Source organism: Marinomonas sp. PE14-40, from assembly GCF_051623805.1.
GTDB lineage: Bacteria > Pseudomonadota > Gammaproteobacteria > Pseudomonadales > Marinomonadaceae > Marinomonas.
The window spans coordinates 2,384,918-2,396,626 of sequence record NZ_CP130700.1; the positions used below are offsets into that span (position 1 = coordinate 2,384,918).

Annotated in this window: 14 protein-coding genes; 5 read left to right on the forward strand and 9 right to left on the reverse strand. The window is 40.4% G+C overall.

Going from position 1 to position 11,709, the window contains the following annotated elements; all coding sequences use genetic code 11:
* Positions 1-8 precede the first annotated feature (8 nt).
* The 4 genes from Q0A08_RS10975 to Q0A08_RS10990 form a co-directional block, all read right to left on the reverse strand.
* The gene (locus Q0A08_RS10975) at positions 9-464 is read right to left on the reverse strand and encodes a DUF1499 domain-containing protein (protein WP_438467192.1); all 456 of its coding nucleotides are present in this window, start codon (positions 462-464) and stop codon (positions 9-11) included.
* 15 nt (positions 465-479) lie between these two features.
* Positions 480-1,370 carry a 23S rRNA pseudouridine(2605) synthase RluB gene (gene rluB, locus Q0A08_RS10980; RefSeq protein WP_438467194.1) on the reverse strand — a complete coding sequence of 297 codons (891 nt, stop codon included), beginning with the start codon at positions 1,368-1,370 and terminating at the stop codon, positions 480-482.
* Positions 1,371-1,500: 130 nt separating this feature from the next.
* Positions 1,501-2,121, reverse strand: coding sequence for an L-threonylcarbamoyladenylate synthase (locus Q0A08_RS10985; protein WP_438467196.1), 621 nt, complete (start codon positions 2,119-2,121; stop codon positions 1,501-1,503).
* Positions 2,122-2,224: 103 nt separating this feature from the next.
* Positions 2,225-3,076, reverse strand: coding sequence for a PHP domain-containing protein (locus tag Q0A08_RS10990; protein ID WP_438467198.1), 852 nt, complete (start codon positions 3,074-3,076; stop codon positions 2,225-2,227).
* Between the two features lie 66 nt (positions 3,077-3,142).
* On the opposite strand from Q0A08_RS10990, the gene Q0A08_RS10995 reads away from it, so the two are divergent.
* Entirely contained in the window at positions 3,143-3,679 is a 537-nt protein-coding gene (locus Q0A08_RS10995) for a septation protein A (RefSeq protein WP_438467200.1), read from the forward strand.
* Between the two features lie 2 nt (positions 3,680-3,681).
* The gene (locus Q0A08_RS11000) at positions 3,682-3,978 is read left to right on the forward strand and encodes a YciI family protein (RefSeq protein ID WP_438467202.1); all 297 of its coding nucleotides are present in this window, start codon (positions 3,682-3,684) and stop codon (positions 3,976-3,978) included.
* 33 nt (positions 3,979-4,011) lie between these two features.
* Here Q0A08_RS11000 and Q0A08_RS11005 read toward each other — a convergent pair whose 3' ends face one another.
* Positions 4,012-4,302 carry a SelT/SelW/SelH family protein gene (locus Q0A08_RS11005; RefSeq protein WP_438467204.1) on the reverse strand — a complete coding sequence of 97 codons (291 nt, stop codon included), beginning with the start codon at positions 4,300-4,302 and terminating at the stop codon, positions 4,012-4,014.
* Positions 4,303-4,417: 115 nt separating this feature from the next.
* Between Q0A08_RS11005 and Q0A08_RS11010 the strand changes: the two genes are divergently transcribed.
* Positions 4,418-4,960: a peptidylprolyl isomerase gene (locus tag Q0A08_RS11010; protein WP_438467206.1), complete on the forward strand. Its 543-nt coding sequence runs from the start codon at positions 4,418-4,420 to the stop codon at positions 4,958-4,960.
* Between the two features lie 21 nt (positions 4,961-4,981).
* Entirely contained in the window at positions 4,982-6,967 is a 1,986-nt protein-coding gene (mnmC, locus tag Q0A08_RS11015) for a bifunctional tRNA (5-methylaminomethyl-2-thiouridine)(34)-methyltransferase MnmD/FAD-dependent 5-carboxymethylaminomethyl-2-thiouridine(34) oxidoreductase MnmC (RefSeq protein WP_438467208.1), read from the forward strand.
* 57 nt (positions 6,968-7,024) lie between these two features.
* On the opposite strand, the gene Q0A08_RS11020 is transcribed toward mnmC, so the two are convergent.
* On the reverse strand, positions 7,025-7,363 hold the full coding sequence (locus Q0A08_RS11020; RefSeq protein WP_438467210.1) for a hypothetical protein: 339 nt from the start codon (positions 7,361-7,363) through the stop codon (positions 7,025-7,027).
* 110 nt (positions 7,364-7,473) lie between these two features.
* On the opposite strand from Q0A08_RS11020, the gene cysE reads away from it, so the two are divergent.
* Positions 7,474-8,310 (forward strand): serine O-acetyltransferase, encoded by an 837-nt coding sequence (gene cysE / locus Q0A08_RS11025; protein WP_438467211.1) that lies wholly within the window; start codon positions 7,474-7,476, stop codon positions 8,308-8,310.
* A gap of 64 nt (positions 8,311-8,374) precedes the next feature.
* On the opposite strand, the gene Q0A08_RS11030 is transcribed toward cysE, so the two are convergent.
* The 3 genes from Q0A08_RS11030 to zipA all read right to left on the reverse strand — a co-directional run bounded on the left by Q0A08_RS11030 (position 8,375) and on the right by zipA (position 11,699).
* Positions 8,375-8,611 (reverse strand): YheU family protein, encoded by a 237-nt coding sequence (locus Q0A08_RS11030; RefSeq protein WP_438467213.1) that lies wholly within the window; start codon positions 8,609-8,611, stop codon positions 8,375-8,377.
* Positions 8,611-10,641, reverse strand: coding sequence for an NAD-dependent DNA ligase LigA (gene ligA / locus Q0A08_RS11035; protein ID WP_438467215.1), 2,031 nt, complete (start codon positions 10,639-10,641; stop codon positions 8,611-8,613). Before ligA ends, Q0A08_RS11030 begins: the two co-directional genes overlap by 1 nt.
* A gap of 89 nt (positions 10,642-10,730) precedes the next feature.
* Positions 10,731-11,699 (reverse strand): cell division protein ZipA, encoded by a 969-nt coding sequence (zipA, locus tag Q0A08_RS11040; RefSeq protein ID WP_438467217.1) that lies wholly within the window; start codon positions 11,697-11,699, stop codon positions 10,731-10,733.
* Positions 11,700-11,709: the final 10 nt, after the last annotated feature.

An 11,709-nucleotide genomic window follows, 5' to 3' on the forward strand; every position in this document is an offset into this window, starting at 1 on the left:
ATACCAAATTACTTTACAAGAGCCGCGCTGATTTGTCTAACTCGGTTTCGATTAACATCGAAATCAGAAAAACCAACACGTGATGCAGATCTAATATGGATAACATTTTCATTTTTAGGTAAATAAAACTCAACATCATCTATAAAACCAATTAAATCACTCTTCACTTCCGTATGCAGGTAACCTAATTCACTTTTTACAATTCGATATTTCGAGGTCGAAAGCAGGTACTTTTCTAGTGCCAACTGCATCTGAGGACGACTAACCTGATAACTAATCGCCTCAACAAAATGCTGTTCATCGCTGATATCCGATAGGCTAGACACGCAGTTAGGAGACTCAGGGCAGACGTTAAATTGTCCATTCGTCACACCAAGTTCTTCCGGAGTACCATTATTAATATTGATATAAACAAAAGCTGCAACCAACAAACTAATTAATAATAAAACCAACCAACGCATCATAAACTTCCTATTCCATTATCTAAAAGTACGCTTACCTGATTTTTTAGGCTTAAATTCAGGTTTATCTGAGGACTGCCAATCAAACCCTTTTGGCTTACGGGTTCCCATAGATTTACCTTTAAGGCGCTTGGCATCCGATTTCTGTTGCTGTGTTTTAGGTTTCACTGCACCATGAGACAAACCAACTAGGTCACAAAGACCATTTACTTCTGATTCATCCATTTCAACACTGCGGCCCATTTTTGCTTTTGATGGCAAGAATACAGGCCCAAAACGAACTCGTTTCAGACGGTTAACCTTAACCCCTTGAGATTCCCATAAACGTCTTACTTCACGGTTACGGCCTTCCATGACACAGACATAGAACCAACGGTTAATACCTTCACCACCACCATCAACGATATCAGTAAATTTCGCCATACCATCATCAAGTAAAACCCCTTTTTTCAGAGTTTCAATATGATCATCATTAATTTCACCCATAACACGTACTAGGTATTCACGATCAATTTCTGTTGATGGGTGCATCAATTTATTAGCAAGCTCACCATCTGTAGTAAATAACAATAGTCCAGACGTATTAATATCAAGGCGACCAACCGCGATCCAGCGCTCGCCTTTCAACTTAGGCAACTTATCAAACACAGTAGGACGACCTTCCGGGTCTTTACGAGTACAGACTTCACCTTCTGGTTTGTTATAAATAATAACTCTGCGACTTGCACCTGCTTCTGTGGCTTTTACTTCATAACCATCAAGTTTAATAGTGTCAGTAACCTTCACTCGGTCACCCAAAGTTGCTACTTCGCCATTAACTAAAACGCGTCCTTCACGAATTCGCGTTTCCATTTCACGGCGTGAACCTTGCCCAGCACGTGCTAATACTTTTTGTAACTTCTCGTCCATTACGACCTCTTTTTGGAATGCTTCTCAGCAACCTTATTACTAAAATTCAAATTCTGTGTGTCATGCAAAACTAATGCAATTGGGCGCATTATAAGCGGCACGCCTTTTAATACCAAGTGATCAAATGTAATTAAATAAATGCGCTGGCATCTCCGGCCCCTTGGCGAAGCACAGCCATATCATCAACATCCATTTTAATCACGGTTGTCGGCTCCATTCCACAGTATCCGCCATCAATTACTAAGTCTAATTGATGCTGCAAAGTGTCACGAATATCATAAGGGTCCATCATAGGTAGAGTTTCATTAGGCAAGATTAACGACGAGCTCATAATAGGTTCGCCTAATTCATCTAATAAAGCCTGTACGATTTTGTTTTCTGGAATACGGATACCAATCGTTTTACGCTTAGGATGTAATAAACGTCTTGGTACTTCAGAGGTTGCCCCAAAGATAAAGGTATAAGGCCCAGGAGTATGATGTTTTAGCAAACGGTAAAGACCATTATCAAAGCGGGCATAAGTCGATATCTCAGATAAATCCTTACACACAAGCGTAAAGTTATGTTTGTCATCTAAGCGTCTAATTTGACGAATTCGATCAAGAGCCGATTTGTCCCCTATATGGCACCCCAAGGAATAGCCGCAATCGGTAGGGTAGACAATAACACCACCATTGCGAATAATATCCGTAGCTTGACGGATCAATCTTGCTTGAGGGTTATCTGGGTGGATCTGAAAGAACTGACTCATGATTTAATCTCTCCCGCCTCATTCCTTGAGAAAATATTTAGACATCAATTAGATACTAGCCTATTAATGAAGCAAAATCCGATTTAAATCATCAATCTAATATTTACAGCCATTTATGCCAAATAGGATTTAAACTCGCCTCTTGAATTGAAGTGAACTTTCCAACCTGACACCAAGGTCCATATGGTCCATGAAAATCACTGCCAACTGATACAGATAATCCTAAATCACGACTAATGGTTTCTAGGAGTCGAACACTTTGTGGATTTTCATTACCAGAGGACACTTCCATTGCGTTACCGCCAAGCTCAGAAAAGTGTGTCATTAAGCGCCTTAACTTAGTTAATGTCAGAGGGTAACGTTTAGGGTGTGCCATCACTAAATCACAAGAGGTTTTCGCCAAATCAGGCACCACATCTTCAAGAGTTGGCCAAACATCTCGCAATTTGCCTAAACGTTTATTCCCTAGGTATTGATCAAAAGCCTTATTATCATCTTTCACTAAACCTTCTCTCACCATTACCCTTGCAAAGTGAGGTCTGCCTATTTGGCTAGGACCAGCCTCTAATACTGCTTTTTCATATAGATCCGGCAAACCTTGCTTAACCAATAGTTGAGCAATTCGCTTTGCTCTTTCTAATCGAGTCTGTTGATTTTTTGCAACAATCGACGCTAAAACATCATTGTTTTTATCAAAGCCTAGCACCACCATATGCAATGGAATGCCTGACCATTGAACAGATAGCTCGACACCTGGAATAAGTTTAATCCCCAGTTCGTCTGCCGCTTCTTGGGCTTCTTCCAAACCCGTTAGTGTATCGTGATCAGTTAAAGAGAAGACTTCAACATTCTGCTCTTTCGCTTTAGTTAAAAGCTCTGTAGGTGTTAACATTCCATCTGAACAGGTGGAATGTGTGTGTAAATCGATACGGCGATGTAATAAAGACTCTTGCATGTCTCTCTTGTTCTTTGGGTCTATAGGTAGGTATTATGCTTCCAGCATACATAATTTGGTTTTTATATGAAAATTTTATTCGATTTTTTACCCATCATTATCTTCTTCGCAGTGTATAAGTACACAGGAGATTTAATCATGGCAACAGCAGTTCTTATTCCAGCAACCATTATTCAAGTCGGTTACAACTGGATTAAGCACAAGACAGTTGAAAAGATGCACCTAGTATCACTTGTTCTCGTCATTTTATTAGGTGGTGCCACAATTTTGTTTGGCAACGGCGATTTTATTAAGTGGAAACCAACCATAGTTAACTGGTTATTCGCAGTTGTGTTCTTTGGCAGTCAATTTATTGGCCAGAAAAATATCATGCAGCGTATGATGGGAGAGAAAATTCAGCTTCCCTTTAAAGTCTGGCGCACTCTGAACCTTGCTTGGGTCGGTTTCTTCTTAGTATCTGGCACATTAAACCTTTACGTTGCCTTTCAATTTAGTGAAGAAATTTGGGTTAACTTTAAACTCTTTGGATTACTTGGCTTAACCTTTGTTTTCGTCATTATTCAAGGTATTTACCTGTCTTCACACATTCAAAATAAGGATTAATCATGCTTTACGCTGTTATTAGCCAAGACGTTGAAAATAGCCTAGCCGGCAGACAAGCAGCTAGACCAGCTCATCTAGAGCGTTTGCAAGCTCTTCGCAACGAAGGTCGTTTAGTCATAGCAGGTCCACACCCAGCAATTGATAACAATGATCCAGGTAATGCAGGTTTTAGCGGCAGTTTAGTCGTTGCTGAATTTGATAACCTTGAAAGTGCACAAAGCTGGGCAGATTCAGATCCTTATCTTAAAGCAGGCGTTTACCAATCAGTTACCGTAAAACCTTTTAAACAAGTTTTCTAAAAGGTTTTCCAGCTAAACAAAAAAGCCCAACTATTATTGGGCTTTTTTGTGCTTATCTAGATGTCCGAGGTCTCTTTCAGGGTCAATTAAATCCCTTAGTCTTTGCTTTAATGCTTTTGCATCTGGAAAGCCATCCTCTTGCTTACGGCACCAAATTTCTTCGCCATTCGCTCTGACTTTGAATATCCCGCCCTGTACAGGAATCAACTTTACACTTTTAATATCTTCATCAAAAGTCGACAGTAACTCTTGCGACAACCAAGCTGCCCGCAACATCCAACGACATAAGGTACAGTACTCAATTTCTACATCGACATTTCGCATACATCACCATATATATCAAAATTCTTCATTAATTCTTTAAAATTCAACTTAAGCTATTGGCTCAAGAGAATCGAATCACTAGTATAAAGCAAATTTTATAAGGAAGATTCAATCTATGAAACAGCTCATTTGCCTATTGTTTATCACTTTATCTAGCATGTCTGCCTTTGCAACTCAGGTAAGTATCACCACAAACCTTGGAAACATTGAAGTAGAGCTATACGATAATGAATCACCTATCACGGTACAGAATTTTCTAACCTATGTTGATGAAGGCTATTATTCCGACACCATCTTTCATCGGGTTATGCCAGGTTTCATGGTCCAAGGTGGTGGATTCACTAAAGATTTGGCGCAAAAGAAAAGCAAAAAGCCTATTCCTTATGAAGGTCAAAATGGTCTTTTCAATGACAGAGGCACATTAGCAATGGCTAGAACCTCTAATCCAAATAGCGCCACATCACAGTTCTTTATTAACCATGTATCTAACCCCTTTCTTAATCATGGCGTAAATGGTTATGGTTATACTGTCTTTGGTAAAGTTTTAAATGGTATGGATGTGGTTGATAAAATCGCAGCTCAGCGAACAGGAAATGTTGGCCCTTATCAGAATGTACCGCAAACGCCCGTCATCATTAAAAGCATTACTCGCAACTAACAGATAAAAGGTTAACTCGGCTTGAAAAGCTATAAAATTGAAGCACCTCAACTTTCATGGGGTGCTGATGGTGTTCCCCGTTCAAACCAATTCGATGATATTTACTTTGACCAGAAGTCCGGCCTGGATGAAACCAATTATGTTTTTCTACAGCATAACCAGCTTAAAGAAAGGTGGCAAAGACTTGCACAAGACAGCAACAGAAGCAGTTTCACAATCGCAGAAACTGGATTTGGTACAGGGTTAAACTTCCTGTGTGCTTGGTCACTATGGCAAGAGCTAAACCAAGAAAATAAGCCCAACCTTGAACACAGTTGCCTGCATTTCATTTCAGTTGAGAAATATCCACTTAGTAAAGAGATGCTTAAAAATGCATTAAATATGTGGCCATCATTGAGTCATCTATCAGATGAACTGATCGCTAAATATCCTACTTTATGCCAAGGCTTACATAGAATAGAGCTCGATCAAGGTCGCATGCAGCTTAGCCTATATTTTGGTGAGGCAGCCGAAGGGTTTGCCAGCATGAATGCCGATGTCGATGCTTGGTTTTTAGATGGTTTTGCCCCCAGTAAAAACCCTGAAATGTGGAATGAAGACCTTTTCCAACAAATCAAAAGGCTTAGTAAGTCAGGTACAAGTTTTTCAACGTTTACGGCTGCTGGCATAGTGCGCCGCGGCCTTAAGTCCATAGGTTTTGAAGTTAACAAGGTTAAAGGCTTTGGGCATAAACGAGAGATGGCCGTAGGTAAATTGAACGAACAAGCTTTGAGCTATGGCCAACGCCAAAGTGAAGGTCTCGCTTGGTTCAACAATAGAGCAACACAACCCCTTTCTCATGAAAAAGTATTAATTATTGGGGCAGGTCTTGCTGGCTGTCATACCGCAAGAGCGCTTGCTAATAAAGGAATCAAAGTAGACATTTGGGACTCGCACCCAAGCGTTGCCGAAGAGGCCTCTGGCAATGTGCAAGGTATGCTTTATCCAAAACTTGCAAGTCAAGATACCAGCATTAACCGCTTCTATCTTAGCTCTTATTTATATGCAAATAGAAAGCTCAACCAATTAGGGGCAGACAATAGAGGAATTTGGCAACAAACAGGTCTTGAACAAAGACCAACCAGTGATAGTGAGGCTGCAAAGTTCGACAAACTAATCCATCAAGGTTTATATCCTGACAGTATCGTCGAGCCAGCAGATAAAGGGGCAATTTACTTACCTCTTTCTGGTTGGGTATGCCCTAAAAAATGGTGTCAACAACTCGTTCAACATGAGAATATTCAATTTCATGCTAGCCACCAGCTAGCAGAGCTGCAGCAAATAGACTCAGGCTGGGAAGTAAGTGCAAACCTTACCCTAACCGGTGAGACAAAAACCGAAAAAGTAAACACCCTTATTTTATGTACAGCAAATCACAAAGAAGTAGTTGATCGCTTTCTTCATCTGCCGACTAAAGCAATTAGAGGGCAAGTATCAGCGCTCACTTTATCTAAGCCATTAACCTTAAATAAAGTACTTTGCCAAACAGGCTATGTTTCTCCAGCAATTGATAATGTACTCAATTTCGGCTCTTCTTACGGATTGAACGATACCAGCAAAGAAGTCACCTTAGCAGACCATCAAAGCAACCTTAGAAAGCTCTCTGAGCTCTTACCTGAGCATGATTGGCTAGCTAGAGATATTGACTGTAGTGGAAGAGTATCCTTTCGCTGTACGGTTTCTGATTACGCTCCGATTGTTGGCCCTATCCCTGATCAGAGAGCGTTTAGGGAAGCTTACAAAACCCTTTCAAAAAATGCGAAATGGAAAACGAATCAAATCATTGAGAGCCTTCCAGGCCTTTATATCAATATTGGTCATGGCTCTCGCGGGCTCATATCAGCGCCTTTATCAGGAGAGTATTTAGCTAGCTTGATTCTTTCAGAAACTTCCGTTTATGAAAGAGACATAGAAAATGCGATCCACCCTGCTAGATTTCTCGCGAGAAGCTTAAAAAAAGGCCAATAACAAAAAAGCGCTTATGTGGAAAACATAAGCGTTTTTAATCGATAAGCTGACTGTTAATTAGTTTGCTTTGCTTTCAAATAGCTCACAAGCTAATGGTATCAACCTCTCTAAATTATTCAGCGTTTCAGTTCTAAACACGACAGTATCTAGTTTAGGTAAAACCCTTCTCAGTTTAATACTTAAGTTAAGGACCACTGGGTTTATCACTTCATATGGATATTCGTGATCCTGCATGCTTAGCTTATGCAATTCATCAAGCTCGTCTTGCAACATGCACTTCATTGCAAAAAACATATCCTTATTATTGATTTCATTCATTTCCCAATAAGCATTAGAAAACTCACTGTTTAATTCGTAAAACACATGCAAAGCATCTGCAACAGTCTTGATAGTCATATTCTCTCCAACTTAGGTGAAGCAGCAATCATTGCACTCCCCCTTGTTTTGTTACATTCTACCCATATTAAGCTTCATTCTAGCTTCAAATTCAAATAGGTAGACAGATCTTGAGCCATTCAACAACATCCTCTGTGACATCAAGCAATTTATGGTCATCTTTAAAAGATGAAGCCAAACAATTAGCACAGGGTGAACCGATTCTAGCCAGTTTATTCAACACTACCATACTAAGGCATGATTCTTTAAGCTGTGCTTTGAGTTTTTTACTCGCGAGTAAATTAGATAGCATATCTGTACCTGCCTTGGTACTTAGAGAAGTTATCCAAGAAGCCTTTTCTGATCCAGAATCAGGCATAGTCAAAGACATTGAAAATGACATTTTGGCTATACCTGATCGAGATGCTGCATGCGAGTCATTAACTACACCATTATTGTTTTTCAAAGGCTTCCATGCCCTTCAGACTTATCGTGTAGCCCATTGGCTATGGAATAATGGCAGAGAAAGTTTAGCACTGTATTTACAGGGGCAGATGTCTATTGCGTTCGGTGTTGATATACATCCCGCTGCAAAAATAGGTTCAGGTATCATGCTCGATCACGCTACAGGTTTGGTTGTTGGAGAAACTTGTGTCATAGAGAATAATGTATCTATCCTCCAATCTGTCACCCTAGGCGGTACAGGTAAACAGCACGGCGATCGACATCCAAAAATTAGACGTGGTGTATTAATCGGTGCCGGCGCTAAAATTTTAGGTAACATTGAAGTCGGTGAAGGCGCAAAAGTAGGTGCTGGTAGTGTTGTTCTTGAAGCGGTGAGATCACATACGACTGTTGCAGGGGTTCCCGCTAAAGAAGTTGGCCGCAACACTGAAGCCGAGCCTGCATTGGGAATGGATCACAATATTAATCATTGTGTTCGTACACCCTCAGGTGAATGTAAGTAGCTTCTCTCTAAATACTTTATTTAAGCCGGTGGACGAAAGTAAGTGTTTACTTTCGTCCACTATTCTAGTCCATGTCATATTGTGACATCTGGTCACGGCTCACTAACTTAATCGTTTCACTCTCTGTATCAAAGAGCAAAAAGGCTTGCTGATTTTTAAGCATTAAATGAGCTTGCTGACATTTTTGTTCTAATGACAGATCATAATCACCATAATCGGTGCCATCACGCGTCACTACTTCAACTAAGATATTATTCAAAGTTTCTTCGGCTAAAGAATCAAAGGGAATAATAGTATCCATCAGACAGCTCCATGCTCTTCTAGTAAGGCCAACATACCTGCTTCATCAAGTATTTGAATCCCAAGGTCCTGAGCTTTCGTCAATTTTGAGCCCGCTTTTTCTCCCGCTATCAAACAATGTGTTTTAGCTGAAACAGAGCCACTAACTTTAGCGCCCAATGAAATAAGCTTATCTTTAACTTCGTCTCTTTTAAGTGCTGTTAAGGTACCTGTGACAACATAAGTAAGCCCTAACAAAGGCTGAGCAGTCTCTCCTGAGGAAGCCTCCTTCTCTTGCCAATAAAGTCCAGCATCAAGTAATGCCATCACCATCTCTTTATTAGATTCTTTGTAGAAGAAACGTCTTAAGTGCTGAGCAACAATGGGACCAACATCATCTACTTTTACTAGGCTTTCAGTATTCGCCTCTATAATTTTATCTAAGGTTTTAAAGTGACTAGTCAGTGTTCTCGCCGTTGCCTCACCAACTTCTCTAATACCTAATGCATAAATAAAGCGATGAAATTCTGTCTGCTTTGATACTTCAATAGAAGTTAATAGCTTTTCTACAGACTTCTCCCCCATACGCTCAAGGGCTAATAACTGCTCTTTTTTATCGGATAAATGGTAAATATCAACAGGTGTTTTTATAAACTCGAGATCAACCAGTTGCTCAATCAGTTTATCTCCCAGACCATCAATATCCATCGCCTTACGGGATACAAAATGCTTTAACGCTTCCTTTCTTTGGGCTGCACAAATTAAGCCACCAGTGCAGCGAATTACCGCCTCACCTGTCACTTGCTCAAGCTCAGACTGGCAGATAGGGCACACTTCAGGAAAGACAACATCAAGGGTATTCTGATCACGCTTATCATGAATCACTTTAACTACCTGAGGAATAACATCCCCAGCTCTTCGAATACTAACAAAGTCTTTCACTTTAACGCCAAGACGACTAATTTCGTCCTTATTATGTAAGGTTGCATTCGATACGGTTACGCCACCGACAAACACAGGTTCTAAACGTGCAACAGGTGTAATAGCACCCGTTCTACCTACCTGAAAATCAACGTCTAAAATTTGGGTAATAGCTTCTTCTGCAGGAAATTTTCTCGCGATTGCCCAACGAGGTGCTCTGGCAATAAAACCGAGCTCTTGCTGTAAATTCAAAGAATCTACTTTATAAACGATACCATCAATATCATAGGTAAGATCTGGACGTAGCACAGTAAGGCGTTGATAGTATTCCATACAGCCCTTAATACTGCTTACTTTCTCCATTAAAGGGTTAGTTTTAAACCCCCACTCAGACATCAAGGTCAATGAATCATAGTGACTGTCAGGCTGGATCCAGCCTTCAGTGTGACCAATTGAGTAAGCACATAAAACCAAAGGTCGTTTAGCCGTAACACTAGGGTCAAGTTGCCTCAGACTACCAGCTGCTGCATTTCTTGGATTTACAAAGGCTTTCTCACCTTTTTCTTCTGTCTGTTGATTCAGGGCTTCAAAGCCAGCCTTAGGCATATAAATTTCACCACGGACTTCTAATACAGGAGGCGGTGTTTGAGTTCTGAGTTTAAGCGGTATTGAACCTATAGTTTTAATGTTTGAGGTTATATCTTCACCAGCAACACCATCACCCCGTGTTAAGCCTCTTACTAAAATACCCTCTTCATATCTAAGGCTTATAGCCAATCCATCAAGCTTAGGCTCACAACAATAGCTGATTGCTTGAGTACCAATTAATTTGAATAGTCTTTGCTCGAATTCATCAAGCTGCTCATCACTAAAGGCATTATCAAGAGAAAGCATAGGCACAGTGTGAGCAACGGTTTGAAAACCACTGTCAGGTTTCTCTCCCACTCTTTGTGTTGGCGAGTCTGCTTGTATCAATTCAGGAGATTGCCTTTCTAGGGCAACTAAAGCTTGATAATCAAGATCATACTCAGCATCAGATACCTTAGGCTCATCTTTAACATGATAAGCATAGCTGTAGTCATTTAAACGGGTTACAAGCTCGCTAATTTGAACGGCAATAGAATCTGACATTATGGGTAACTCTTATTAGATATGAAGATAGGGGGAAAAACTGAAAGGTAATTATGGCCCTCATCCTAAGATAAGGACCATCAAAGTGACTAATTACTTTTTACTCGCATTAAGCGGCGACGTTCAAAATCGCGAATACGCTGACGGCAATGTTCAATACTTTGCTCACTCATCAGAGTGCGCCTTTCATCGCGCAGTTCACCATCAAGGTTACGCACCAAGGTTTGTGCGGTTTCTAGCATAAAGTCAAACGCTCTCATGCTGTTTTTAGGGCCAGGCAGTCCCATAAAGAAACTCACACCAGGCGATGTATTATCACCCATGGTGTCTAAATTGAAGGTCCCAGGTTCGACAGCATTCGCCATGCTAAACTGAACTTTACCCTGATCAAAACCATCTTCATGGCGATGAAAAATATCCATATCCCCATAGCGCATGCCACAATTAAGCACCAACTGTAAGAGTTCCATCCCAATAAAAGGCTTGTCTTCAGCTGCAAATACATTAATCACAATAACTTCTTCAATTTCCGCATCAAAATCATCATCGTCAAGATCATCAGCAGTGCCATGCGGCGTTACTTGGCTAACATCAACATTGGAATACTGACGCTCAAAGCTGTCTTCTGAGTAATCATCTTCTTGATCAAAAGATTCAGTCTCATCAGGCAAGTCTGAGTAATCTTTTTGACTATTAGCTTCAGAGTCCAATCTTTCAGGAACCAAAGAGGCGAGTTCATCAAACTGTAAATCATCTGCTTTATCTATTTCAGGTCCTGCATCAACCTTATGCGGCAAATCAGTTAATGGAGCATTAACTGTTTGCTTAGCATTTTGAAAAGCATTTTTAACAGGATCAGAAGAAGAACGTGCACCACCATTGGGTAATTCACGTCTCAACATAGCTTCTTTTAAAAGCATATCCTGATCGACATAATCTTCGTCTTCTGCTTCATCAAATTTTTGCGATTTTTTATATCTTCGAAATCCGTCGACTAAAATCACCACTATGATGATCACACCGATTAAGATTAGCCATTCGCGTAAGCTAAATTCCATTATTTATTCC

Excerpts from the sequence above, each read along its gene's own strand:
- Q0A08_RS10975 (WP_438467192.1), bottom strand. The coding sequence starts at position 464 with ATGATGCGTTGGTTGGTTTTATTATTAATTAGTTTGTTGGTTGCAGCT.
- rluB (WP_438467194.1), bottom strand. The coding sequence starts at position 1,370 with ATGGACGAGAAGTTACAAAAAGTATTAGCACGTGCTGGGCAAGGTTCA.
- Q0A08_RS10985 (WP_438467196.1), bottom strand. The coding sequence starts at position 2,121 with ATGAGTCAGTTCTTTCAGATCCACCCAGATAACCCTCAAGCAAGATTG.
- Q0A08_RS10990 (WP_438467198.1), bottom strand. The coding sequence starts at position 3,076 with ATGCAAGAGTCTTTATTACATCGCCGTATCGATTTACACACACATTCC.
- Q0A08_RS10995 (WP_438467200.1), top strand. The coding sequence starts at position 3,143 with ATGAAAATTTTATTCGATTTTTTACCCATCATTATCTTCTTCGCAGTG.
- Q0A08_RS11000 (WP_438467202.1), top strand. The coding sequence starts at position 3,682 with ATGCTTTACGCTGTTATTAGCCAAGACGTTGAAAATAGCCTAGCCGGC.
- Q0A08_RS11005 (WP_438467204.1), bottom strand. The coding sequence starts at position 4,302 with ATGCGAAATGTCGATGTAGAAATTGAGTACTGTACCTTATGTCGTTGG.
- Q0A08_RS11010 (WP_438467206.1), top strand. The coding sequence starts at position 4,418 with ATGAAACAGCTCATTTGCCTATTGTTTATCACTTTATCTAGCATGTCT.
- Q0A08_RS11020 (WP_438467210.1), bottom strand. The coding sequence starts at position 7,363 with ATGACTATCAAGACTGTTGCAGATGCTTTGCATGTGTTTTACGAATTA.
- Q0A08_RS11030 (WP_438467213.1), bottom strand. The coding sequence starts at position 8,611 with ATGGATACTATTATTCCCTTTGATTCTTTAGCCGAAGAAACTTTGAAT.
- ligA (WP_438467215.1), bottom strand. The coding sequence starts at position 10,641 with ATGTCAGATTCTATTGCCGTTCAAATTAGCGAGCTTGTAACCCGTTTA.
- zipA (WP_438467217.1), bottom strand. The coding sequence starts at position 11,699 with ATGGAATTTAGCTTACGCGAATGGCTAATCTTAATCGGTGTGATCATC.